The sequence below is a fragment of the Sulfitobacter litoralis genome (assembly GCF_900103185.1).
Taxonomy (GTDB): Bacteria; Pseudomonadota; Alphaproteobacteria; order Rhodobacterales; family Rhodobacteraceae; genus Sulfitobacter; species Sulfitobacter litoralis.
This window is the reverse complement of the sequence record NZ_FNJD01000002.1, coordinates 44,809-67,393: the sequence shown is the minus strand read 5'-3', so window position 1 is coordinate 67,393 and position 22,585 is coordinate 44,809. Positions and strand designations below refer to the sequence as shown.

Sequence of the window (22,585 nt, the reverse complement as noted above, 5' to 3'; positions counted from 1 at the left end):
GATATCACATGAACACTCCTTCACGTTCTCACGGACGGCAAACTGTTCGCCCCGCCCTCAAGCCGCGTGCGTTGATGCAGGACACCCCTGACTACGCTGACGTTTGGCGCGCCGAGATCGCGACCCTCTTCCCCGAATTGTTCCCAGGTGTGCTGGGTGCCAGCCTTACCGGGCGCGCCTTGCAAGAAGGTACATGGCAGCTAAATACCCATGATCTGCGCGGCTATGGCGTGGGCAAACACCGCAATGTCGACGATACCCCCGCGGGCGGCGGTGCCGGCATGGTTATGCGCGCTGATGTGGTCGGCCCTGCAATAGAGGCCGCGATGGCCAGTGCGTCCGGACGTTGGCCGATCCTTTATATGTCCCCCCGCGGACGGCGCTTTGATCAAGCCATGGCCCAAGATCTCGCCACCTGTTCCGGCGTGACCATCCTGTGTGGCCGGTTCGAAGGCGTCGATGAGCGCGTGATGGAGCACTATGGCATCACCGAAGTGTCCCTTGGCGACTTTGTTATGACAGGCGGAGAGTTGGCCGCGCAGGCTATGATTGACGCCACCGTGCGCCTGCTGCCCGGCGTCTTAGGCAACGCCGACAGCGTGGTCGAGGAAAGCCATTCCTCAGGCCTGCTGGAGCATCCGCAGTACACCCGCCCCGCCGACTGGAAAGACCGCCCCATCCCCCCGGTCCTCATGTCCGGCAATCACGGCGAAATCGCCAAATGGCGGCAAGCCCAGTCCGAAACTCTGACAGAACAACGGCGCCCCGATATGTGGGCTAAATATACCTCCAAGAAGTGACCCTCACGGAAGGCAGACCATGACAGACCTGACCCGCACCCTTGATCACGCCCGCATCGATGAGCTGCCTAACCCTTATTTCGGCAAGGTGCGTGACTGCTATGATCTGCCGGATGATCGGCGTATTCTCGTGTCATCGGACCGGATTTCGGCCTTTGATCGTATTCTCACCTCCATCCCGTTCAAGGGTCAGGTGTTGACGCAGACCGCGCGGTTCTGGTTCGACAACACCAGCGACATTTGCCCCAACCACGTGCTTGAATATCCCGACCCCAATGTGGTGATCGGCAAGCACCTGACCATTTTACCTGTCGAGATCGTGGTACGCGGCTATCTGGCGGGCTCAACAGGCACTTCGGTGCTGACGCTATACAAGAAAGGTGAACGAGAAATGTACGGCCATCATTTTCCTGATGGCCTGCGCGACAATCAGGCGTTACCTGCGCCGATCATTACCCCGACCTCCAAAGAGTTCGACGGCGGCCATGATGCTCCGATGACGGCCCAAGAGATCGTTGACCAAGACCTGCTCACCCAAGCGCAATGGGATCAAATCAGCGAAATTGCCCTGAAACTCTTTGCCCGCGGGCAAGAGATGGCGGCGAAGAACGGGCTGATCCTAGTCGACACAAAATATGAATTCGGCACCGATGCGCAGGGCAATATCCTGCTGGCTGATGAAATCCACACGCCCGACAGTTCGCGGTTCTGGCTGGCCGAAGGCTATGAGGCTGCGTTGGAAAACGGCACCCGCCCACCGTCTTTTGACAAGGACGTGATCCGATCTTGGGTTGATGCGCGCTGCGACCCCTATCACGATGATATCCCCGAAATTCCCGCCGATTTGATCGCTGCCACCTCGCAAGTCTATATCGACGCTTTCGAGGCGATTACCGGCCAGCGTTTTGTGCCCGATCTGAATGGCGACACCGTGCTGGACCGGGTCCGCAGCAATCTTCGCCCCTATTTTAGCGGCTGAAACGCGCGGCACTTTTTGTGATCGGGACTTGATCTGCGAAGGCATCCCGCCTATACGACGCGCAGGTCTGGAATCGTGTGTAAGCGGCTCCAGTCATTTCTGCATCCGCAGATGATAAGTAAAGATGACCCTATCTTCGATGGGCTGCTGCGGCAGGCCCGCCAAACAGACCGAAGCTCTTGGATCGCACAAAACTTCGTGGACTAACCGCGAGCATTTATAGGAGACGATCAGATGAACCTGATTGCTGAGATCGAGGCGGAACAAATCGCCGAACTGGGGAAAGAAATCCCTGACTTCCGCGCCGGTGACACCATCCGCGTGGGCTTTAAAGTGACCGAAGGTACACGTACCCGCGTTCAGAATTACGAAGGCGTCTGCATTGCACGTAACAACGGCAAAGGTATTGCCGGCTCGTTCACCGTGCGCAAGATTTCCTTTGGTGAAGGCGTAGAGCGCGTATTCCCCCTGCACTCCACCAACATCGAGAGCATCACAGTTGTCCGTCGTGGCCGTGTGCGTCGTGCGAAACTGTACTACCTGCGCTCGCGTCGTGGTAAGTCGGCACGCATCGTCGAAAACGTACATTACAAGCCAAAATCTGGCGCGAACGCGTAAGGAGAGCTGTCATGAAAGCCGATACACACCCCGAATACCACACGATCAACGTCAAAATGACAGACGGTACGATCCTGGAAATGAAATCGACCTACGGCAAAGAAGGCGATCAACTGTCGCTGGATATTGACCCCTCCGTGCACCCTGCATGGAACGGCGGCACATCCCGCTTGATGGACACCGGTGGCCGCGTTTCCAAGTTCAAAAATAAATACGCAGGTCTGGGCTTCTAAACCCTTTCCATTGCGAAATTCAGAAATGGCGTGCCCCGAGGGGCGCGCCATTTTTTATTTGATCACAGTATTTTAGTCAAAGAAGCGGCATCTCGCCCCTGCCCCAAGGTTACCTCGCATTTTACGGAACAAACTGGCCGATGTTTAGGTTTTGGAAAGCAACTACGGTCCATAGTCCCCTCAGCTCTCCACGAAAGGTTCGCTGATGCCCGCTTTCCCCCTCTCTGATTCAGGTCAGCCTCGCGCTGGCGCAAACCGCACAACCGCCCCCCTGTCGCAAGTAGACAAGCCCCCCCTCCCGCCGGAGGATTTGATCGCGGCGCATGACCTCGTCGAACGTAATTGCTTTGCGCAGGCACTGGTTCTGACAGGCGCGCTTGAACGGTTGCACGGGCCCCATGATGAACTCCGCCAGCTTGCATCGACGTGTCGCGCAAAGCTGGCAGTAAACGACGTCAGCGGCGTTACGATTGACACTGGACGTATGGGGGCACATGACCGCTCGCTACGGCGCTCGGGTTAGCTGTGCCTTGCGGATGGGCCGCTTGCCGCTGCGGGTGAATTTCGCAACAATAACCACAATCTAGAGCCACAAACGCTTTCAAAAGCGCCATGTGTGCCATATGGTTTTTCCCAATGTGGCCCCGACAAAAACGGGGAGTGAAAGGGACAAAACGCAATGGCGCATATTATCGTCGTCGGGAATGAAAAAGGCGGGGCCGGAAAATCAACCGTCTCTATGCATGTGGCAACAGCCCTTGCACGCATGGGTCACAAGACCAGCGTTCTGGATCTGGACCTGCGCCAGCGCACATTCGGGCGATACGTCGACAATCGCAAATCCTTCCTTGCAAGCGCTGAGCTGGACCTCCCATCCCCCGAGATGCACGAGCTCCCCGAGATCGAGGCAAGCAGTCTGCAACCGGGCGAAAACATCTATGACAACCGCCTCAGCGCCGCCGTGGCAGAGCTTGAACCCACGTCGGATTTCATTCTGATCGACTGCCCGGGGTCGCACACCCGTCTCAGCCAGGTTGCACATTCGCTGGCCGACACGCTTATAACGCCTCTCAACGACAGTTTTATCGACTTTGACCTTCTGGCACGCACGGATGCCATGGGTGACAAGATTACCGGCCCATCCGTCTATTCCGAAATGGTCTGGAATGCGCGCCAGCTGCGCGCGCAGGCAGGCCTTGCCCCAATCGACTGGATCGTCGTGCGTAACCGCATGGGTGCACAGCGCATGGTCAACAAAGACAAGATGGAACGGGCCATCGCCAACCTGAGCAAACGTATCGGCTTTCGCATTGCGCCCGGTTTCAACGAACGCGTTATTTTCCGCGAACTTTTCCCCCGTGGCCTGACCCTGCTTGACCTCAAGGATATCGGCGTCAAACAACTCAATATCTCGAATGTAGCCGCCCGTCAGGAATTGCGTGACCTGATGAAAGCGCTGAACCTGCCCGGTGTCGATATCAACTTCTGACCGTCAGTGGCGGGCCATAGGCCCGCAGCCAACCATCAGATGTCGCCGCCCTGCCCGGCGGCGAGTTTGACCAGCAACCCCTTTAGCGTTTCGCGCTCGGCTGTGGTCAGGTCTGCTGTCAGACGAGCATCATAGGCTTTGGCCACCTCGAACAGATCATCATACGCGGCCCGCCCTGCGGCCGTGAGCGACAACAGCTCTGTCCGCCGGTCCTGATCTCCGCGCAGCCGTGTGACGAACCGCCGGTCGGTCAGCTTTTGCACGGCGCGACTGATCTTGGTCTTATGCATATTGGCGCGTTGCCCGATTTCGCTAGCGGTCATCTGACCATAAAGCCCCAGATGGAACAGCACCCGCCACTCGGTTCGCAGCATGCCATAGCGGTCTTTATAGGTACGCTGGAACGCAAGACTGCTCACTTCAGCGGCCTGATTCAGCAGATAGGGCAAGAAATGGGTCAGCTCGAAGTTCTGGTCTGGCATCGGTGCAATCGCTTGTTAGGATGAGCTAAGGTCTATTACCAACCGCCCAGATTTTGCAAGGGAGCCGCCACAAGCCCCCGCTCCGAAGCCGGCAACCGAGCGCCCATCACATCAGCTTGACGGGTTTGAAATTGGCATCGAAACATCATACCGGTTCCCTATCGGCATACCGACCCGCGCCACAAACGTCACCGTGTACAGAACGACATGCAAGGAACACCTATGACACTGCTCACTTCTTGGATCGAAAGCGCGAACAGCGCCGACACTGACTTTCCGCTTAACAACCTGCCCTATGGGGTGTTCTCGACGGACACGCTTGAACCACGCTGCGGTGTGGCGATCGGTGATATGGTGCTCGATATGGCCGCGATTGAGGCCGAAGACCTGATCTTGCTGCATTTCGACCCCGTCTTTGACGTGCCCTATTGGAATGACGTGATGGATTTGGGTCCCGAAGCCTGGGCCACCCTGCGCAGCCGTCTGATCGAATTGCTATCGACCGACAGTCCGGATCAAGCCAAAGTCGCGTTGCACCTGATCCCCATGGCCGACGTCCGCCTGCATATGCCGATTGTTGTCTCTGAATACACCGATTTCTATGCGGGCCGGCACCATGCCACCAATGTCGGCACAATGTTTCGCGGTGCCGAAAACGCGCTGCCGCCGAACTGGCTGCACATGCCGATTGGCTATAACGGGCGCGCGTCTACTGTGGTTGTGTCAGGTACCGACATCCATCGTCCCAACGGCCAGATCAAACCTGCAGATGCAGACCGCCCCTATTTCGGCCCGAGCGAACGCCTTGATATAGAGCTTGAGCTTGGCGCCATCGTTGGCACCTCTACCGACCTGGGCGACACCCCCAGCGTGGCCCAAGCGGACGAGATGATTTTTGGGTATGTCCTGCTGAACGACTGGTCCGCACGCGACATCCAAGCGTGGGAGTATCAACCGCTTGGCCCGTTTCAGGCCAAGGCCTTCGCCACCAGCATTTCGCCGTGGATCGTGACCAAAGCCGCGCTAGAGCCCTTCCGGACCTCCACCCCCGAACGCGAAGTCGATCTGCTGCCCTATCTGGCAGAGCCTAAACCGATGCTTTACGACATTAACCTATCGGTCATCCTCCAGCCCGACGGCGGTGAGCAACAGGTGATCGCACGCACCAATTACAACACAATGTATTATTCAGCGCCGCAACAACTGGCGCATCACGCGTCCTCGGGCTGTGCCATGAATGCGGGCGATTTGCTGGGGTCCGGCACGATTTCAGGGGCACAGAAAGATGCCCGCGGCAGCTTGCTTGAACTCAGCTGGGGCGGCGCGGAACCGATCACCCTGAATGACGGCACCACCCGCAGCTTTGTGCACGACGGCGACACGATGATCCTGTCGGGCCACGCTGCGGGGGACGGCTACCGCATCGGCTTTGGCGCATGCGCCGGCACCATCCTCCCCGCCAAGCCCACGGCATAACCGCGCTTCATTTTGCCTTTTAAACTCCCGCCGGAGGCATTCTTTGCCTTCGGTCCTCACGAACAAGAACGACGCGGGCTCGCACCAGCCCCCCGCCGCGAACCACCGCGGGAGGTGCTTGAAATGCCTGAAAACATGCTAGGTATTGAATCAAAGAGAAACAGCGGGCGACACCCGACCAGAGAGGAAGATCATGACGTTCTTAACCCGTATCGGAACACCGTTGCCCGCGGCCATTCATGCCTCGGCCGAAGCCGCCAAACGCGATCCGGTCAACCGCCGCGAATTTCTCGCTCTGGCCAGCGCCTTTGGGGCTACAGCAGCAACAGCCTATGCGATGATCGGCATGGCGGCACCGGCTCAGGCCGCCGCGCATAAATCCGGCGGTACGGTCCGGATGCAGATGGAAGTCCGCGCCCCGAAGGACCCGCGCACCTATGACTGGTCCCAGATCGCCAACGTGACCCGCGGATGGCTTGAATACCTATGTATCTGGGAAAACGACGGCACCTTTACCCCCGCCTTGCTTGAAAGCTGGGAGATCAACGACGATGCCACCGAATATGTTTTGAACGTGCGCAAGGGGGTCACCTGGAACGACGGCACGCCCTTTACTGCCGATGATGTGGCCCGGAACATTACCGGCTGGTGCGATAAATCGGTCGAGGGCAATTCGATGGCCGGTCGCTTTGCCAGCCTGATCGACGCGAAAACCGGGCGGGCGATCGAGGGGGCCATTAAGGTCGTGGACGACCACACCGTCAAACTCTCACTGCCCAAGCCTGATATCACGCTCATTCCCGGCATGGCGGACTACCCTGCCGCCATCGTGCCCAAAGGGTTTGACCCCGAGACCATGCTCGACAATCCGGTCGGCACAGGCCCCTATCTCCCCGAGATGGTCGAGGTAGGTGTCAAGGCCGTGCTGGTGCAGAACCCAGATCACACTTGGTGGGGTTCCGAGATATATGGCGGGCCTTATATCGACCGTCTGGAATACATCGACTATGGTACCGACCCGTCGGCCTTTGTCGCCGCAGCGGAAGCTGACGAAATCGACGCCACCTACTCTGTCGAGGGCGAGTTCATTGATGTGTTCGGCACACTTGAGGATTGGAACCAGAACGAAATCGCAACCGCCGCGACCATTGTGATCCGCACCAACCAGCTCGCCGAGGTCGATGGCAAAACGCCCTATGCCGATGTCCGCGTACGTCGGGCCTTGGCGATGGCAGTCGATAACGCTGTCCTGCTTGAACTCGGCCATGCCGGCCGTGGTTTGGTTGCTGAAAACCACCACATCGGCCCGATGCACCCCGAATACGCCGAGCTTCCCCCGCGTGTACCAGATCCCGAAGGGGCCCGCGCTTTAATGGAAGAAGCCGGTATGGCTGACTTTGAACACGAGCTTTTTTCGATCGATGATGCGTGGCGCAAAGATACCACCGATGCGGTCGCCGCACAGCTGCGCGATGCGGGCATCAAGGTAAGGCGCACCATCCTGCCTGGTGCTGCCTTCTGGAACGGCTGGACGAAATACCCGTTTTCGTCGACCAACTGGAACGCACGGCCATTGGGCATCCAAACCTGGGCGCTGGCGTATCGGTCAGGCGAAGCGTGGAATGAATTCGGCTGGTCCAACCCCGAGTTTGACGCGCTTGTCGCCGAAGCACTGTCGGTGGCCGATGTTGAAAAACGCCGCGCGTTGATGGCAAAAGGCGAGGAGCTGATCCAGAATGAAGGGGTCACGATACAGCCCTATTGGCGCTCCTTGTACAACCATACCCGCAAAGGTCTGGTCGGGGCCGGACACCACATCGGCTTTGAATATCATCCCGCTCGGATGGCGTGGACGTCTTAAACTGCGCATAGTTTCGATACAAAAAGGGCCGCGTCTAACGCGGCCCTTGCTTTACGCGCCACCAGGTCCGCTTTAGGGGAGCAGGAACAGCGTGATCGCTGGGAACATCACCAATATCACCACGCGGACGATGTCCGAGCCGACGAAATACATCACGGCTTTATAGGTCTCTGTCATCGGGGTTTCACGGTCCATCGAATTGATGATGAACAGGTTCATCCCCACCGGCGGCGTGATCAGCCCGACCTCTACTACAATCAACACAAGAATACCGAACCAGATCGCCAGATGCTCGGTGCTCATCCCGAAATCCATCGCCGAGATGACGGGAAAGAAAATCGGCACCGTCAGCAGGATCATCGACAGGCTGTCCATAAGGCAGCCGAAGATCAAATAGAATACAAGGATCACGACCAGTACGAACCACGGGCTATAGCCCTGCCCCACGACCCAATCGGCCATGAACTGTGGCACCCCTGACAGCGCCAGAAAGCCGTTATAAAAACCGGCCCCCAACACTATGAAAAAGATCATCCCTGTGGTTTTGGCCGTTCCCAACAGACTGTCACGCAACACCGCCCAATTCAGGCTGCCTGCCAGCAATGCGGCCAGACCGGTTCCCGCGGCGCCCACAGCCGCTCCTTCGGTCGGTGTGAACCACCCCAGATAGATACCGCCCACAACGACGAAAAAGATCACCATCACCGGCCACGTGTTCGCCAATGCCTTGAACCTTTCGCCCATGGGGACCGCAGGGCGCACCCCCGCCGACTTGGGGTGCAAGCGCACATAGATCGAAATGGTGATGACATAGCCGATGGCAGCCAGAACACCGGGCAGAAACGCCGCCAGAAACAGCTTGGCGATATTCTGTTCTGTCAGGATCGCATAGATCACCAGAATAACCGAAGGCGGGATCAGGATACCCAAGGTGCCCCCTGCCGCCAGTGTCGCCGTGGAAAACCCGCCGGAATACCCATAGCGCCGCAGCTCGGGCAGCGCGACTTTCGACATGGTCGCCGCCGTCGCCAGCGAACTGCCACAGATCGCGCCAAAGCCCGCACAGGCCCCTACGGCAGCCATCGCCACGCCGCCCCGCCTGTGCCCCAAAAAGCTTTCGGCGGCCTTGAACAGCGCTTGGCTCATCCCAGAGAGGGTCGCAAATTGCCCCATCAGCAGGAACATCGGAATGATGCTCAGCGAATAGCTGGAAAACGTCGTATAGGTCTCTGACTTCAGCTTTGCCAGCAGCGGCGTGGGGTTGCCCCCCATCGCCAGAAACCAACCACCAAATCCGCACAGCAGCATCGCCAACCCGATCGGCGCACGCAGGAAAATCATCAACAGCAGCACTGGAAACGACCAAAAGCCCAGTTCTAGATTGGTCATCAGTGTGCCCCTTGTTCGCTCGGTAGGATGTCGATGCCGCGCGCGGCCTCGATCACACGTATCACGGCGCAATAGACAGCCACGACACAGGCAATCACGCCCGAGGCAAAGCTCGCGGCATAGGCCCACCACACGGGGAATTGCAGAAACAAGGTCGTCTCTCCATTGCCCAGATAGCGCTGCATCCCCTCGTACAGCCGCCAGATGACCAGCAAGATTACTGCCGCCAGCACGATCTCCCAAAAGGCGATGATCCAACGGTTCGCACTGCGCGGCAGGAACGACGTGAACACATCCACAGAGGCATGCGCCCCATAATACTGGCAGACCGGCAGGAACGAGAAAATCGCAAAGGCGACGCCTGCCTCCAGTACCTCGTAATTTCCGTTGATTTCGCCGACGCCAAGGTCGATCAGCCCTTGGGACAAGCCCGTCAGCTGCTCTTGAAAGAACGTGCTGTGCAGCATCTTGTTGACCGTGCGCCCGATGATTGAGGCCGTGGTCATCAGCACCAGCGCAATCAGCACCAGCCCTCCGATCACCGCGGTGAACCGGGCAAGAAAATGTATCAGCTGACGCATGGGTCTCTCAGTCTTGTCAGGGTATTTTGATGGCATCAAGCCATCAGGCCCGCAGCGCAGGGATGCGCTGCGGGCCTGTTTCACGCGCTACGGATTACTTACCGTAAGCGTCCATCAGCTCTCGCGCTTCGTCGATCAGCGCTTGGCCGTCGATGCCCTTGCTGTCCATATCGGCAATCCAGCTGTCATAGATCGGCTGCGACGCATCGCGCCACACGCGCGTTTCTTCTTCGTTCAGCTCGATCACGTTGTTACCTAGATCGACAGCGACCTGACGCGCAGGCCCATCAGCATCCGCCTGTGTGCCACCGGCAAAGACAGAGAATTCGAGGCCCGAGTTGTCATCCAGAACTTTCTTCAGTTCGTCCGACAGCCCGTCATAGCGGTCCTTGTTCATCGCCAGCACAAAGGTCAGCGTATAAAGCGCGGCACCGTCAAATTCGGTGTGGTTCTTCACCAGCTCGGGCACTTTCAGCGATGGCGTCACTTCCCACGGGATCGTGGTGCCGTCGATCACACCCTTGGACAGACCTTCGGGAATCGCCGGAACCGGCATGCCCACAGGTGTCGCGCCGGTAATCTCAAGCAGCTGGTTCACCAGACGCGACCCGCCGCGAATTTTGAGGCCCTGCATATCGTCTGGCGACCGGACTTCGGCGTTCGTGTGCAACAGGCCGGGACCGTGGACCCATGTTCCCAGAATATGCACATCTTTGAACTCGGTGTCTTTCATGTGCTTTTCGAACATCTGCCAATAGGCAGAGCTCGCCGCGCGAGCGTCCGTCACCATAAAGGGCAGCTCGAACACTTCGGTCGTCGGATAGCGACCCGGGGTATAGCCCACCACGGTCCAGACGATATCGGCCACGCCGTCAATCGCTTGGTCGATCAGTTCTGGGGGTTTCCCGCCAAGCTGCATGGAGGGGTAACGTTCAATTTTGATTTTGTCGTCACTGGCGGCTTCGACCTTATCAGCCCAGACATCCAGAATAAGTTTCGGCACATTGGCCTGTGGCGGCAGGAACTGGTGCATCCGCAGCGTGACCTCTTGCGCCAGTGCGCCGGTCGCGCTCATGCCAACGGCAAGGGCCGCACCCGCGATCCCCATCAGGGTTCTTCTCATCATCATCTAACTCTCCCAAGTTCAGTCAAAGACGGACCCCTCTGTTGCCGAGCGGTTCCGAGCATCTCGCTGAGCATCACTTGACACCAGCAACTCGCGTTTATCAATCATCTGTAACGCCGACCGATGGAAAAACACCCGACCGGACGAATCCGGCGGATGGGCGCAAAGCGATCTTTGATAGATTTAGGGAGGGTGATGGTGGCGTTACCTGGATTTGAACCAGGGACCTAACGATTATGAGTCGTTCGCTCTAACCAACTGAGCTATAACGCCATCGGCGCTCCGAGTATGACAGGCTTCGGCCCCCGTCAAGAGCCAAAGCCAATCTTCTTGAATTATTCGCCTTCGCGTACCGTATCGATCATGCGCTGCACGTTGTCAGGATCGGCATCCGGCGTGATCCCGTGGCCAAGGTTAAAGATATGCGGCCCCTTGGAAAAGGCTTTGACGATCTGGCGCGTATCGTCCACCAGCGCCTGCCCGCCCGTGACCATATGGGACGATGCAAGATTGCCCTGCACACAGCCGTCAACTTGCACATTCTGCGCGGCCCAATCCGCCGAGACAGAGTTATCCAGCGCCACACAATCCACGCCCGTTGCCTTGGCAAACCCGATGTATTTATCTCCTGCCTCGCGCGGGAAACCGATGATCGGAATACCGGGGTGCCGCTTCTTCAGTTCTTGCGTGATCTCGCGGGCCGGCGCGACCGCGTATTTCTCGAACGCATCGCCGGGCAACGATCCCGCCCAGCTGTCGAAAATCTTCATCACCTCGGCCCCTGCGGCAATTTGCGCAGACATATATTCGATGGTTGCCTTGGTAATCAGGTCCAGAAGCTTTTCAAAAAGCGCGTTATCTTGCGTGCGCAGCAGATGGGCTGGCCCCTGATCCTTGGTCCCCTGCCCTGCAATCATATAGGTCGCCACGGTCCAGGGCGCGCCGGCAAAGCCGATCAACGTCGTCTCCCGCGGCAGCGCCGCGGTAAGGTTACGCACCGTCTGATAGATCGGGTTCAACGTCTCGTGAATATCACCCACGGGCCGCAGCTTGTCGAAATCCGCCTGCGTGGTGACAGTCGACAGGCGCGGCCCTTCGCCAGTGACAAACCACAGATCCGCGCCAAGCGCTTGTGGTACAAGCAAAATATCCGCAAACAGGATCGCCGCGTCAAACCCGTAACGACGGATCGGCTGCAAGGTGACCTCTGTCGCAAGATCAGGATTATAGCACAGCGATAGGAAATCCCCCGCCTGCGCCCTTGTCGCCTTATACTCTGGCAGATAGCGACCCGCCTGCCGCATCATCCAGATTGGTGGCACCGGCAACGTCTCTCCTGCCAATGAACGCAGAATGGTTTTGCTTTGCGTATCGGTCTGCGGCATCTGGGTTTCCTACTCTTCAAAGGTTTTGTCTTAGGTCAAGATGTAGCGCCCCGATGTCAAGGCAATGGCACCGCTTGTCAGATCAGATCGGCCCCCCTAAAGAAGGGCCATGACTGTGAACCTGCCCACCCCCGAAAATCCTATGCGCATAGGTACCCGCGGCTCGCCTTTGGCGATGGCCCAGGCCTATGAAACCCGCGCCCGTCTGGCTGCCGCTTTTGAAATCCCGCAAGCGGCTTTCGAAATCGTGGTGATAAAGGTGACCGGCGATATCATACAGGATCGCCCGCTCAAGGATATCGGCGGCAAGGGCCTGTTTACGCGCGAGATCGAAGAGGACCTGCTGGCGGGCAAAATCGACATCGCCGTTCATTCGATGAAAGACATGCCGACGATCCAGCCGGGGGGCTTGTTGCTCGACACCTATCTGCCCCGCGAAGACCCCCGCGATGCCTTTGTTGCACCGACGCTCTCTGCGCTGGATCAATTGGCCCAAGGCGCGGTTGTCGGCACCTCCAGCCTGCGCCGCCGCGCGCAGCTGTTGCACCAGCGCCCCGACCTGCAAGTCGTCGAATTCCGCGGCAACGTGCAAACCCGTCTGAAAAAGCTCGCCGATGGCAAGGCCGAATGCACCTTCCTTGCGGTGGCCGGCCTGAACCGGTTGGGCATGCAGCACGTCCCCGCCACCCCGATCGACGATACGCTGATGCTGCCCGCTGTCGCGCAAGGGGCGATTGGCATCGAACGCCGCGCCGGTGATATTGACACCGAAGCCATGCTCGCCGCGATCCACGACACCCCCACCGGACAACGGCTCGCGGCGGAACGCGCCTTCCTGCTGACACTCGACGGGTCGTGCGAAACGCCGATTGCCGGGCTCGCGACGCTTGACGGTGATACGCTGCACCTGCGCGGCGAAGTGCTGCGCCCCGACGGATCAGAGGCGCTGAGCGGGGAACGCAGTGGCCCTATCTCAGACGGCGGCCTGATGGGTGTCGATCTTGCTCAAGACCTATTGGCGCAAGCAGGCCCCGGATTCTTTGACTGGCACACCAAAGGGTAAGATCGAAACTTATTTCACACGGCGTTTGAAACTAAGCAACGCATGGGCGCGTTACTCCGTCATGATCAGCAACTGATCACGATATAAACCCAGGAGAACACCATGACTTTCGCCAAGAAAATGATGACAGCAACCGCAGCTCTGGCCCTGACTGCGGGCGCGGCGTTCGCTGAAGAGATGAAAAACCCGATGGTTGGTGGCGCCGAGATGTTTGCCGAAAAAAACATCGTTGAAAACGCCGTGAACTCTGCCGACCACACCACATTGGTTGCCGCCGTAAAAGCAGCCGGTCTGGTCGAAACCCTGTCCGGCGAAGGCCCCTTTACCGTATTCGCCCCCACCAACGCCGGTTTCGACCGTCTTGACGCTGGTGCCGTTGAGAACCTGCTGAAGCCCGAAAACAAAGACCAACTGACCGAAGTCCTGACCTGCCACGTGGTCGGCAAAGCTGTAATGGCCGAAGCCTTGCAAGGCATGATCAAGGATGACGGCGGCGAGCACCCCGTACCCACGCTGGGTGGCTGCACACTGCAAGCATCCTATGCTGACGACGGCCGCATGATGCTGGCCGATGAAAACGGAAACGCGGCGTTTGTGACCATTGCAGACGTTAAACAGTCGAACGGCGTGATCCACGTGATCGATGGCGTGATGCTGCCAAAGCAATAATCTGACACCAAACTGACCGAAAAGGCCCCCTACTTGCACAGTAGGGGGCCTATTTATTCGAGATGGCTCAAATCCCGGCGGAGCCCGCAGGGCGGGGGCTGGCCCCCCTACACCCACTTCGCCAAGGGTGGCAGGCTCATAAGAACCGCATTGGCATCATGGCCGGTTTCCAGCCCGAATTTTGTGCCGCGGTCATAAACAAGGTTATATTCCGCATAAAGTCCGCGATGCACCAGTTGCGCGTCTTTGTCGGCGTCCGACCAGTCTTGCGTGATCCGCTGTTGCACCAGCGGCAAATAGGCAGGCAGGAACGCGCGACCAATGTCTTGGGTCAGGGCAAAGTCGGCCTCCCAATCCCCTGTTGCGTGATCATCCATAAATATCCCCCCCACCCCGCGTGCGCGGTGACGGTGCGGGATGTAGAAGTACTCGTCCGCCCATTCCTTCAGACGCGGGTAAAGATCGCGCCCGTGCGGGTCCAGATGCGCCTTTTGGACAGCATGGAAATGCGCCGTATCCTCGGCATATTCGATACAAGGGTTCAAATCGGACCCACCGCCAAACCAGCTGGCATGGGGCGTCCAGAACATGCGGGTGTTCATGTGCACCGCTGGGGCGTGGGGGTTTTGCATATGCGCCACCAGACTGATGCCTGATGCCCAGAACCGCGGGTCTTCGGTCATGCCGGGGATGCCCTTGCGCGCCGCCATGGCGGCCTGCGCCCGCTCTCCCAATGTGCCAAAAACTGTCGATACATTGACGCCGACTTTCTCGAACACGCGCCCGCCGCGCATCACGCTCATCAGGCCACCGCCCGCGTCGCTGCCATCGTCGCTGCTACGTTTGGTCGGGGTTACCTCGAATGTGCCAGCGACCGCATCTGACAAAGGCCCATTGGCGTGGTCACGCTCCAGCGCCTCAAATGCCTCCACGATCTGGTCGCGCAGGCTGCGGAACCAATCAGCGGCGCGGGTTCTTTCCGCCTCGAAATCATCGGACATGCGCAAAGCCTTTCGTTGCTGTGTTTTTAGTGTGCCGGCGCATCCACGGCGTCCAACAAGGACCGCCCCCCGTCCACCACGATCACTTCGCCGGTCAGAAAGCTTGAACTGTCGGCAGCAAGATACTGGATCGTATCGGCCAACTCCGACGGAGAGGCGATACGCCCCAGCGGCGTGTGATTGCGAATGTCGTCGCGCCATTCACGGTTCTCGGCGCAAGACGCCTTTAGCGAGCCGCTCATCACCGACCCGAAGGCGACGGCGTTCACGCGGATGCGGTGCGGCGCCAGGGTCAGCGCCATTGACCGCGTCATCTGTTCCAGCGCTGCTGCCGCCATGGAATAGGCCATCAGCTCGGGCCGTGTGTGCCGCGAGGTCGTCGAGCTCAGGTTGATGATGCTGCCGACTGCGCCACCCTCTTGCCCTTCGGCTTGTTTGATCATGCGCTTTGCGACCTGCTGTGTCAGCTGCATCGCGGTCATCACGTTTTCCTGCCACAGGGTTTCAACGCTGGTGTCGTCACCGTCCAACGCATCCGTCGGCAAAAACTGCCGCGATGCATTCACCAGCACGTCGACCTCGTCAAAGGCATCGATGGTAGCGGATACAAGGTTCGCAATGGTTAAACGTTGCCGCAAATCGCCCGCGAAAAAGCGGATGTTGCCTTCGTCCTTAGCATCACCCAATTCTTCAATCAGCGCTTTCTCGTCAATGTCGGCGCACATGACATTGGCACCTTTGTCGGCAAACTGACGTGCAATCGCCAGGCCGATGCCGTTTGCGGCCCCTGTGATGATGACGTTCTTGCCAGAGATTGAGAATGACATAGCTCGTTCCTTAATCAGCCGCAGCCAACCTACCGACGCTTGCGCAAGGGCCGTGCCGCGTGAAACAATTTAAACCGCGCATCGCCGCCGATTTCCTCGACATGGGCGAAACGGGTTTTCAACTCTGCCTCATAGGGCAGATGACGGTTTGCCACCATCCACAGTTTGCCTTGAGGCGACAGAATGCGGGCGGCCGTGGCTACAAAAGCCTGTCCGATTTGTGGTTCAGCGGCGCGTCCGATGTGAAACGGCGGGTTCATGATGACGCCGTCCAACCGGTGCGGCGGCTCCCAGCTGGTGGCATCCTCCCAATGAAAAGACGCGCGGTCATCGGTGACATTGCGGCGTGCGCATTCAAGCGCCAGATGCCCTGCCTCAACGACATATAGGTTTTTGATAGCCGGCCGTGTCAGCGCGTGCGCCGACAAAAAGCCCCAACCGGCCCCCAGATCGGCGACCTCGGATCCCAGCTTTTCGGGCAAGGCATCGACCAGCAACGCAGACGCCAGATCGACGCCATCCGCAGAAAAAACCCCCGGTGCAGTCCAAAAACCGCCCTCTGTCAGTTCGGGGCCCTGACGCCAATCGGTAAAGAATTCTGCCGCGGGCTCAGAGATCCAGAACATCTTGCCATGTGCCTTGGAAATCGGGCCCTGCACCGTCACCCGGTCGCGCATTTCGCGCAGGACACTATCGGCACCGTCGGTCTTTTGTCCGTCGATTACAACGATCCCGTCACAGACCTCGCAGGCGGCGGCGATGACAGCGCGGGCTTCGGCCTTGGCGCGTGGCAAGCAGACGATACAGGCCGCATAGCGGTCCTTGATCGTGCGCACGACATCATAGCCCCGTGCCGCCCACGCGTCGTAATCAGACTTAAAGCCATGGATGATCTGAACGCGGTCCTTATCAAGGCCGGGCAAATCACTGTCACGGGGGGGCTGAAAGACGGCAATCGTCCCTTCAGCGGGCAACTCAAGACCACCGCCGTCAAGCGCCAGGTGCAGGCGTGCATCAATCACGTGTTATTCTTCTTTTTCCATAGTGCATTGCAGCGGGTGCTGGTGACGTCGGGCGAAATCCATCACTTGCGCGACCTTGGTTTCGGCGATCTCGTGGCTAAACACACCCACGACCGCCAGCCCTTTTTTATGCACGGTCAACATGATCTCGAAGGCCTGGGCGTGGTTCAGCCCGAAAAAGCGTTCAAGAACGATCACCACAAACTCCATCGGTGTGAAATCATCGTTCAACAGCATCACCTTGTACAAAGGCGGCCGCTTGGTCTTTGGTTTGGTCTTGGTCAACAGATCGGTTTCGTCGTCGTCCCGATCTTTGCCCGCCATCATAAGATCATCAAGGCGCATTGCTGCTCCTGCCTAAGAAGTCGTTTCAAGTGAGTCGTATAGGCGTCTATATAACCCTAAAGCAGAATTAGAAAAGAGGGCGCGCCAAAGATGGGCAATCCGCTTACGACCATCGGTTTTGATGCCGATGACACTTTATGGCACAACGAACGTTTCTTTGCTTTGACACAGGTCAAATTTGCCGAACTTCTTGCCGATTATACAGACCGCGATAGCCTGATGGACCGGCTGCTTGAGGCAGAGCGCCGCAACATTCCGCACTACGGTTTTGGTATCAAGGGGTTCACCCTGTCGATGATCGAAACCGCAATCGAGATCACCCAAGGCCGCGTGCCTGCCGATGTCATTTCTCAAATCCTCGCGGCGGGCCGTGATATGCTGGCGCATCCGGTCGAATTGCTGCCTGATGTTTGTGAAACCCTAGAGGCGCTGCAAGACACCTATACTCTCGTGCTCGTGACCAAGGGCGACCTGCTGGATCAGGAACGCAAGCTTGCTGAGTCCGGACTGCGCGGGATGTTCAGCGCGATAGAGATTGTGTCGGATAAGACCCCGCAAACCTACCAGCGCATCTTTGACAGCCACGGCGACGGTCCGGCCCGTGGCATGATGATTGGCAACTCGATGAAGTCAGACGTAGTGCCGATGATTCATGCGGGCGGCCATGGCGTCTATATCCCGTACGGTATCACCTGGGCACTGGAGCACGCCCCCGCGCCAAGTGATTCGCCCCGCTTTCATCAGATCGCCCGACTGTCCGAGGTGGCAAAGCTACTGCCCTGAACTTTGTTGGATTCTCGCCGCACCTTTGCTGCGTTCTCGCCCAACTCCCGCCACAATCCCGCCGCAATCGCCTCTATAGTGGCGGAAGATTGAGCATACGCTACATGTGCTGCCCAAAAATCGCCGCTTTTGAGGAGCCTGCCACATTGGACGGGTTTATCGAAAATTCGTCCTATGATACGGTGACCTCAATAAAAATGGTCAGTCGAAAAATCGGCGGCTTAGGCAGAGCAAAGGCAGTTGTTATGAGAGTGCGGCGTGTGCAGCCAGCCCGGTTTGGGCTATTCATCCTTGCGGCTATATGGATCCTGATGATCTTGCCGCTCAGCGCAATGGCGGCCCCTTATGCCGCTTATGTTATCGACGCCCGTACAGGCGAAGTGCTGCATTCCCAAAACGCCGACACCCGTCTGCACCCGGCCTCCCTCACCAAAATGATGACACTTTATATCGCATTCGAGGCGATTAAACGTGGTGAGATCTCGCTGGACAGCAAGGTCAAGATCACCAGCCACGCCGCGTCCGAACCGCCCAGCAAACTAGGGCTGAAATCGGGTCAAACCATCTCCCTGCGCTACTTGATCCGTGCGGCTGCCGTCAAATCTGCCAACGACGCCGCCACCGCCATCGGCGAGGCGATCGAAGGCTCCGAGGCAAATTTTGCACGCCGCATGAACCGCACCGCCAAAGCGCTCGGCATGACCAACACCACCTTCAAGAACGCCCACGGCCTGACAGAATCCGGCCACATGTCTACCGCCCATGACATGACCATCATGGGCCGCCACCTGCTGTATGATCACCCTGAATACTACAACCTGTTCTCGCGCATCACAGCCGATGCCGGCGTGCGCAAAGTCAGCCACACCAACCGCCGCTTTCTCGGCTCCTACAAAGGCGCTGACGGCATCAAAACGGGCTACACCCGTGCCGCGGGCTTCAACCTCACGGCCTCCGCCGAACGGGGCAATGAACGGGTGATCGTGACAGTTTTCGGCGGCACCTCGACCAGTGCGCGTAACGCCAAAGTAACCGAGCTGATGGATCTGGGCTTTCGCCGCGCCCCGTCTAGCGCGCCTTTGAACAAACCCTCAAAACCGGCCTATGCCGACATCGAAGACACGCCTGTCGCCTCCAACGGAGGGGCTGGAAAAGTCATCCGTCTTGTGGGCGCGGTCACCAGCTCCAAACGCCCGACCTTGCGTCCGGGTCACCAGGCTCAGGTCGTTGTCGCAACCGCCGAAGCACCGCAAGCGACCTCGCCTATTCTGAATGCCGACATCACCGCAGCACTGCAAGAGGCGCAGAAAACCGCGCCAGCCATCGTCGCCGCGGCCCCTGCCCCCGAACCCGAAGCAGAAACCCTGCTCGCCGCTGTCTCTGTGCGTCCGACCCTGCGCCCCTCTGCCGCCGCATCGCTGGTCGAAACAGCCGCTGTCAGACAGATCACCCCCAAAGCGCCCCCCGCACCCGAAGTCATCACGCGGGTTTCCACCTCTGGCGGCCGTCACTGGGGCGTCAACGTGGGTCGTTATCCCAGCCGCTATGCCGCAGAGAAAATCCTGCTAAAGACCGCTTTGGCCGAAATCTCGACCCTCGACGGGAGCCTGCGCAAAGTCGTGCGCCGCCCGCAGGGGTTCGACGCCAACTTCCTTGGCATGACCCGCGAGACAGCCGATCTGGCCTGTCGCCGCTTGGTCGCACGTAATGTGAACTGCTTTATGATCGGGCCAAGCTCCTAAGCTTGGCCTGCTCAGGTCGTCGCCTGCAACAAGGTGCGCGTATAGTCTGACTTTGGGTTGTCATACAGCGTATCCACGTCGCCGTATTCGACCACATCCCCCCGCTTCATCACCATCACCTTATGCGACATCGCGCGCACGACCTTGAGGTCGTGGCTGATGAACAGATACGCCAGCCCGTATTTGCGCTGTAGATTGCGCAGCAGGTCCACGATCTGCACCTGCACGGTCATGTCCAGCGCCGAGGTCGGCTCGTCCAGCACCAGCAGTTTGGGCCGCAGCACCATCGCCCGCGCAATCGCGATCCGTTGACGCTGACCGCCGGAAAATTCATGCGGATACCGGTCCATCGTGGCAGGGTCCAACCCCACCTCGATCATCACATCATGCACCAGCTCACGCGGGTTTCGGTCCGGGTCGACCTTATGCACGCTCAGCCCTTCGGCGATGATCTGCATACAGGTCATCCGCGGCGACAAGCTGCCAAACGGGTCCTGAAACACGATCTGCATATCCTTGCGCAGCCGCCGCAACTGCCCCGTGGACCAACTGCGCACGTCCTGCCCCATAAAGCTGATCCCCCCTTCAGAGGAGATCAGCCGCATGATGGCCAATGCCAGCGTCGTCTTGCCAGAACCGGATTCGCCGACGATGCCCAAGGTCTCTCCGGCACGCACAGATAAAGAGGCGTCATTGACCGCCTTCACGTGATCCACGGTCTTGCGCATGAACCCCTTCTGGATCGGGAACCAAACCTTCAGATGGTCGGTGCTGGCGATGACTTCGGCATCGTGTGGCACAGGGTCGGGGCGGCCCGATGGTTCGGCCCCTAGTAGCTTGATCGTATAGGGGTGCTGCGGGTTCTCGAAAATCTCGTTCGTGGGGCCGTGCTCGACGATCTCGCCCTGTTTCATCACGCAGACGCGGTCCGCGATGCGACGCACGATTCCCAGATCATGGGTGATGAACAGCAGGCCCATGCCCTCGCTGTCTTTTAGCTCTTTCAACAGATCAAGGATTTGCGCCTGAATGGTTACATCCAGCGCAGTGGTCGGTTCATCCGCGATCAGCACGTCGGGTTTGTTGGCCAGCGCCATCGCAATCATCACACGTTGCCGTTGCCCACCCGACAGCTGGTGCGGGTACGCCCCCAGCCGGCTTTCAGCGTCAATGATCCCGACCTTGTCCAGCAGTTCAAGGATACGCGCCCGCGCCTCCGCCCCCGCCACGCCCTGATGCAGCGCCAGTGATTCCGACAGCTGTTTCTCGATCGTGTGCAGCGGGTTCAACGATGTCATCGGCTCTTGGAAGATAAAGCTGATGTCATTGCCGCGCACCTTGCGCAGCAGCTTGCCGCTCGCGCCGACCATCTGCTGCCCGTCATACAGCACCGATCCAGACACCTCGGCACTGTCGCCCAACAGCGATACGGTGCTCAACGCCGATACGGATTTACCCGAGCCGGACTCCCCCACCAGCGCCACGGTTTCCCCGCGCTGCACGGCAAAGCTCACGCCCTTGACCGCATGGGTCAACGCACCTTCCTGACGGAAGGACACGCGCAGGTCCTCAACTTGCAGCACCGCAGTGGACGGGGTCGAAGGCGTCATGAGAACGTCTTTCTCGGGTCAAAGGCGTCGCGGATCCCCTCGAAAATAAAGATCAGCAGCGACAGCATGATGGCAAAGGTGAAGAACGCGGTGAACGCCAGCCAGGGCGCTTGCAGGTTCTGTTTGGCTTGCAAGGTCAGTTCGCCCAAAGACGGTGCCGACGACGGCAGGCCGAAGCCCAGAAAATCAAGGATCGCAAGCGTGCTGATCGTGCCGGTAATGATAAACGGCAGCATCGTCAGCATCGCGACCATCGCATTGGGCAGCATGTGGCGGAACATGATCGTCATATTCCCCACCCCAAGCGCGCGCGCCGCACGCACATATTCAAGGTTCCGCGCCCGCAAGAATTCCGCCCGCACCACACCCACCAGCGACGTCCAACTGAACAGCACCAGCAAGAACACCAGCAGCCAGAAACTACGTCCCAGAATGGCGAACATGATGATGATCACATACAGCGATGGGGTCGAGGTCCAGATTTCGATCACGCGCTGAAAGATCAGGTCCGTCCAGCCGCCAAAGAACCCCTGCACCGCCCCTGCGATGATCCCGATCAGCGATGCGGCACCGGTCACAATCAGGGTAAAGATGATCGACAACCGGAAGCCATGAATAACCCGCGCCAACACGTCACGTTTGGTACCATCGGTGCCCAGCAGGTTCTGCCCGTCCGGCGGCAGCGGGGCCGCGCCGGGCCGGTCCACGGCGGTATTAAAGCTATAAGGGATAGGCGGCCAGATCGACCAGCCCGCCGCAATCGCCTCGCCTCCGACCTCGCCATCCTGCGCGTCCTCGATGATCCCCTCGGGGTCGTCCAGACAGTCGATCACCCCGCCCGAGGCGATCAGACATTGAACCTCGGGGTCGCGGTAGATCGCTTCGGTCAGGAAATCACCGCCGAATTCGGTCTCGGGATAGAACTTGAAAATCGGCATGTAATAGTCGCCGCGGTAGTTCACGAGGATCGGCTTGTCGTTGGCCACAAATTCAGCGAACAGCGAAATCCCGAACAGGATCGCGAAAATCCAAAGGCTCCAATAGGCGCGACGGTTACGGGTAAAATTACGCCAGCGGCGTTGGTTCAGCGGGGATAGCGCCATA

23 protein-coding genes and 1 tRNA gene are annotated in these 22,585 nt (G+C 58.8%); 12 read left to right on the top strand and 12 right to left on the bottom strand.

What is annotated here, in order from left to right; translation table 11 throughout:
• Positions 1-8 precede the first annotated feature (8 nt).
• From trmD to BLQ98_RS02095, 6 genes are all read left to right on the top strand, one after another.
• Positions 9-800 carry a tRNA (guanosine(37)-N1)-methyltransferase TrmD gene (trmD, locus tag BLQ98_RS02120; protein WP_093731705.1) on the top strand — a complete coding sequence of 264 codons (792 nt, stop codon included), beginning with the start codon at positions 9-11 and terminating at the stop codon, positions 798-800.
• A 19-nt stretch (positions 801-819) separates the two neighbouring features.
• Complete coding sequence (locus tag BLQ98_RS02115; protein ID WP_093731704.1) at positions 820-1,779, top strand: phosphoribosylaminoimidazolesuccinocarboxamide synthase; 960 nt, start codon at positions 820-822, stop codon at positions 1,777-1,779.
• A gap of 234 nt (positions 1,780-2,013) precedes the next feature.
• Positions 2,014-2,397: a 50S ribosomal protein L19 gene (gene rplS, locus BLQ98_RS02110; protein WP_093731703.1), complete on the top strand. Its 384-nt coding sequence runs from the start codon at positions 2,014-2,016 to the stop codon at positions 2,395-2,397.
• An 11-nt stretch (positions 2,398-2,408) separates the two neighbouring features.
• Positions 2,409-2,630 (top strand): 50S ribosomal protein L31, encoded by a 222-nt coding sequence (gene rpmE / locus BLQ98_RS02105; protein WP_093731702.1) that lies wholly within the window; start codon positions 2,409-2,411, stop codon positions 2,628-2,630.
• 205 nt (positions 2,631-2,835) lie between these two features.
• Positions 2,836-3,153 carry a hypothetical protein gene (locus tag BLQ98_RS02100; RefSeq protein WP_093731701.1) on the top strand — a complete coding sequence of 106 codons (318 nt, stop codon included), beginning with the start codon at positions 2,836-2,838 and terminating at the stop codon, positions 3,151-3,153.
• Positions 3,154-3,309: 156 nt separating this feature from the next.
• Entirely contained in the window at positions 3,310-4,119 is an 810-nt protein-coding gene (locus BLQ98_RS02095) for a division plane positioning ATPase MipZ (protein WP_093731700.1), read from the top strand.
• A gap of 35 nt (positions 4,120-4,154) precedes the next feature.
• Here the strand turns inward: BLQ98_RS02095 and BLQ98_RS02090 are convergent, their stop codons facing one another.
• Positions 4,155-4,601, bottom strand: a complete 447-nt coding sequence (locus BLQ98_RS02090; protein WP_093731699.1) for a MarR family winged helix-turn-helix transcriptional regulator — start codon at positions 4,599-4,601, stop codon at positions 4,155-4,157.
• 222 nt (positions 4,602-4,823) lie between these two features.
• Between BLQ98_RS02090 and fahA the strand changes: the two genes are divergently transcribed.
• Both fahA and BLQ98_RS02080 read left to right on the top strand, forming a co-directional pair.
• Positions 4,824-6,077, top strand: coding sequence for a fumarylacetoacetase (fahA, locus tag BLQ98_RS02085; protein WP_093731698.1), 1,254 nt, complete (start codon positions 4,824-4,826; stop codon positions 6,075-6,077).
• Between the two features lie 193 nt (positions 6,078-6,270).
• Entirely contained in the window at positions 6,271-7,938 is a 1,668-nt protein-coding gene (locus BLQ98_RS02080) for an ABC transporter substrate-binding protein (RefSeq protein WP_093731697.1), read from the top strand.
• Between the two features lie 72 nt (positions 7,939-8,010).
• Here BLQ98_RS02080 and BLQ98_RS02075 read toward each other — a convergent pair whose 3' ends face one another.
• The 5 genes from BLQ98_RS02075 to hemE form a co-directional block, all read right to left on the bottom strand.
• A complete protein-coding gene (locus BLQ98_RS02075) occupies positions 8,011-9,327 on the bottom strand; it encodes a TRAP transporter large permease (RefSeq protein ID WP_093731696.1) in 1,317 nt (438 codons plus the stop codon).
• Positions 9,327-9,908: a TRAP transporter small permease gene (locus BLQ98_RS02070; protein WP_093731695.1), complete on the bottom strand. Its 582-nt coding sequence runs from the start codon at positions 9,906-9,908 to the stop codon at positions 9,327-9,329. The genes BLQ98_RS02075 and BLQ98_RS02070 overlap by 1 nt, the downstream gene beginning before the upstream one ends.
• 94 nt (positions 9,909-10,002) lie before the next feature.
• Positions 10,003-11,037, bottom strand: a complete 1,035-nt coding sequence (locus tag BLQ98_RS02065) for a TRAP transporter substrate-binding protein (protein ID WP_167354497.1) — start codon at positions 11,035-11,037, stop codon at positions 10,003-10,005.
• A 193-nt stretch (positions 11,038-11,230) separates the two neighbouring features.
• Positions 11,231-11,307 (bottom strand) — tRNA-Met (locus BLQ98_RS02060).
• A gap of 62 nt (positions 11,308-11,369) precedes the next feature.
• On the bottom strand, positions 11,370-12,419 hold the full coding sequence (hemE, locus tag BLQ98_RS02055; protein WP_093731693.1) for a uroporphyrinogen decarboxylase: 1,050 nt from the start codon (positions 12,417-12,419) through the stop codon (positions 11,370-11,372).
• Positions 12,420-12,528: 109 nt separating this feature from the next.
• On the opposite strand from hemE, the gene hemC reads away from it, so the two are divergent.
• Together hemC and BLQ98_RS02045 are read left to right on the top strand one after the other, a co-directional pair.
• The gene (hemC, locus tag BLQ98_RS02050; RefSeq protein WP_093731692.1) at positions 12,529-13,482 is read left to right on the top strand and encodes a hydroxymethylbilane synthase; all 954 of its coding nucleotides are present in this window, start codon (positions 12,529-12,531) and stop codon (positions 13,480-13,482) included.
• A gap of 102 nt (positions 13,483-13,584) precedes the next feature.
• Positions 13,585-14,151, top strand: a complete 567-nt coding sequence (locus tag BLQ98_RS02045; RefSeq protein WP_093731691.1) for a fasciclin domain-containing protein — start codon at positions 13,585-13,587, stop codon at positions 14,149-14,151.
• A gap of 107 nt (positions 14,152-14,258) precedes the next feature.
• Here the strand turns inward: BLQ98_RS02045 and hemF are convergent, their stop codons facing one another.
• From hemF to clpS, 4 genes are read right to left on the bottom strand one after another with little or no spacing between them, the layout of a single operon-like run.
• Entirely contained in the window at positions 14,259-15,152 is an 894-nt protein-coding gene (hemF, locus tag BLQ98_RS02040; protein ID WP_093731690.1) for an oxygen-dependent coproporphyrinogen oxidase, read from the bottom strand.
• Positions 15,153-15,178: 26 nt separating this feature from the next.
• On the bottom strand, positions 15,179-15,979 hold the full coding sequence (locus BLQ98_RS02035; RefSeq protein WP_093731689.1) for an SDR family NAD(P)-dependent oxidoreductase: 801 nt from the start codon (positions 15,977-15,979) through the stop codon (positions 15,179-15,181).
• 29 nt (positions 15,980-16,008) lie between these two features.
• Positions 16,009-17,001: a class I SAM-dependent methyltransferase gene (locus tag BLQ98_RS02030; protein ID WP_093731688.1), complete on the bottom strand. Its 993-nt coding sequence runs from the start codon at positions 16,999-17,001 to the stop codon at positions 16,009-16,011.
• Between the two features lie 3 nt (positions 17,002-17,004).
• On the bottom strand, positions 17,005-17,346 hold the full coding sequence (gene clpS, locus BLQ98_RS02025; RefSeq protein ID WP_005850026.1) for an ATP-dependent Clp protease adapter ClpS: 342 nt from the start codon (positions 17,344-17,346) through the stop codon (positions 17,005-17,007).
• Positions 17,347-17,436: 90 nt separating this feature from the next.
• Between clpS and BLQ98_RS02020 the strand changes: the two genes are divergently transcribed.
• The gene (locus BLQ98_RS02020) at positions 17,437-18,129 is read left to right on the top strand and encodes an HAD family hydrolase (RefSeq protein WP_093731687.1); all 693 of its coding nucleotides are present in this window, start codon (positions 17,437-17,439) and stop codon (positions 18,127-18,129) included.
• A 245-nt stretch (positions 18,130-18,374) separates the two neighbouring features.
• Entirely contained in the window at positions 18,375-19,871 is a 1,497-nt protein-coding gene (locus BLQ98_RS02015; protein WP_093731686.1) for a D-alanyl-D-alanine carboxypeptidase family protein, read from the top strand.
• Positions 19,872-19,882: 11 nt separating this feature from the next.
• Here the strand turns inward: BLQ98_RS02015 and BLQ98_RS02010 are convergent, their stop codons facing one another.
• On the bottom strand, positions 19,883-21,481 hold the full coding sequence (locus BLQ98_RS02010; protein WP_093731685.1) for an ABC transporter ATP-binding protein: 1,599 nt from the start codon (positions 21,479-21,481) through the stop codon (positions 19,883-19,885).
• Positions 21,478-22,584: an ABC transporter permease gene (locus BLQ98_RS02005; protein WP_093731684.1), complete on the bottom strand. Its 1,107-nt coding sequence runs from the start codon at positions 22,582-22,584 to the stop codon at positions 21,478-21,480. The genes BLQ98_RS02010 and BLQ98_RS02005 overlap by 4 nt, the downstream gene beginning before the upstream one ends.
• Position 22,585 lies beyond the last annotated feature (1 nt).

What these genes read in the sequence shown, in the direction of transcription:
- clpS (WP_005850026.1), bottom strand. Translation starts at nt 17,346, where the DNA reads ATGCGCCTTGATGATCTTATGATGGCGGGCAAAGATCGGGACGACGAC.
- BLQ98_RS02015 (WP_093731686.1), top strand. Translation starts at nt 18,375, where the DNA reads ATGAGAGTGCGGCGTGTGCAGCCAGCCCGGTTTGGGCTATTCATCCTT.
- BLQ98_RS02080 (WP_093731697.1), top strand. Translation starts at nt 6,271, where the DNA reads ATGACGTTCTTAACCCGTATCGGAACACCGTTGCCCGCGGCCATTCAT.
- BLQ98_RS02035 (WP_093731689.1), bottom strand. Translation starts at nt 15,979, where the DNA reads ATGTCATTCTCAATCTCTGGCAAGAACGTCATCATCACAGGGGCCGCA.
- hemC (WP_093731692.1), top strand. Translation starts at nt 12,529, where the DNA reads ATGACTGTGAACCTGCCCACCCCCGAAAATCCTATGCGCATAGGTACC.
- BLQ98_RS02075 (WP_093731696.1), bottom strand. Translation starts at nt 9,327, where the DNA reads ATGACCAATCTAGAACTGGGCTTTTGGTCGTTTCCAGTGCTGCTGTTG.
- BLQ98_RS02115 (WP_093731704.1), top strand. Translation starts at nt 820, where the DNA reads ATGACAGACCTGACCCGCACCCTTGATCACGCCCGCATCGATGAGCTG.
- rpmE (WP_093731702.1), top strand. Translation starts at nt 2,409, where the DNA reads ATGAAAGCCGATACACACCCCGAATACCACACGATCAACGTCAAAATG.
- hemF (WP_093731690.1), bottom strand. Translation starts at nt 15,152, where the DNA reads ATGTCCGATGATTTCGAGGCGGAAAGAACCCGCGCCGCTGATTGGTTC.
- BLQ98_RS02005 (WP_093731684.1), bottom strand. Translation starts at nt 22,584, where the DNA reads ATGGCGCTATCCCCGCTGAACCAACGCCGCTGGCGTAATTTTACCCGT.
- BLQ98_RS02095 (WP_093731700.1), top strand. Translation starts at nt 3,310, where the DNA reads ATGGCGCATATTATCGTCGTCGGGAATGAAAAAGGCGGGGCCGGAAAA.
- BLQ98_RS02065 (WP_167354497.1), bottom strand. Translation starts at nt 11,037, where the DNA reads ATGATGATGAGAAGAACCCTGATGGGGATCGCGGGTGCGGCCCTTGCC.
- BLQ98_RS02010 (WP_093731685.1), bottom strand. Translation starts at nt 21,481, where the DNA reads ATGACGCCTTCGACCCCGTCCACTGCGGTGCTGCAAGTTGAGGACCTG.
- BLQ98_RS02090 (WP_093731699.1), bottom strand. Translation starts at nt 4,601, where the DNA reads ATGCCAGACCAGAACTTCGAGCTGACCCATTTCTTGCCCTATCTGCTG.
- BLQ98_RS02045 (WP_093731691.1), top strand. Translation starts at nt 13,585, where the DNA reads ATGACTTTCGCCAAGAAAATGATGACAGCAACCGCAGCTCTGGCCCTG.
- BLQ98_RS02020 (WP_093731687.1), top strand. Translation starts at nt 17,437, where the DNA reads ATGGGCAATCCGCTTACGACCATCGGTTTTGATGCCGATGACACTTTA.
- BLQ98_RS02100 (WP_093731701.1), top strand. Translation starts at nt 2,836, where the DNA reads ATGCCCGCTTTCCCCCTCTCTGATTCAGGTCAGCCTCGCGCTGGCGCA.
- trmD (WP_093731705.1), top strand. Translation starts at nt 9, where the DNA reads ATGAACACTCCTTCACGTTCTCACGGACGGCAAACTGTTCGCCCCGCC.
- BLQ98_RS02070 (WP_093731695.1), bottom strand. Translation starts at nt 9,908, where the DNA reads ATGCGTCAGCTGATACATTTTCTTGCCCGGTTCACCGCGGTGATCGGA.
- fahA (WP_093731698.1), top strand. Translation starts at nt 4,824, where the DNA reads ATGACACTGCTCACTTCTTGGATCGAAAGCGCGAACAGCGCCGACACT.
- hemE (WP_093731693.1), bottom strand. Translation starts at nt 12,419, where the DNA reads ATGCCGCAGACCGATACGCAAAGCAAAACCATTCTGCGTTCATTGGCA.
- rplS (WP_093731703.1), top strand. Translation starts at nt 2,014, where the DNA reads ATGAACCTGATTGCTGAGATCGAGGCGGAACAAATCGCCGAACTGGGG.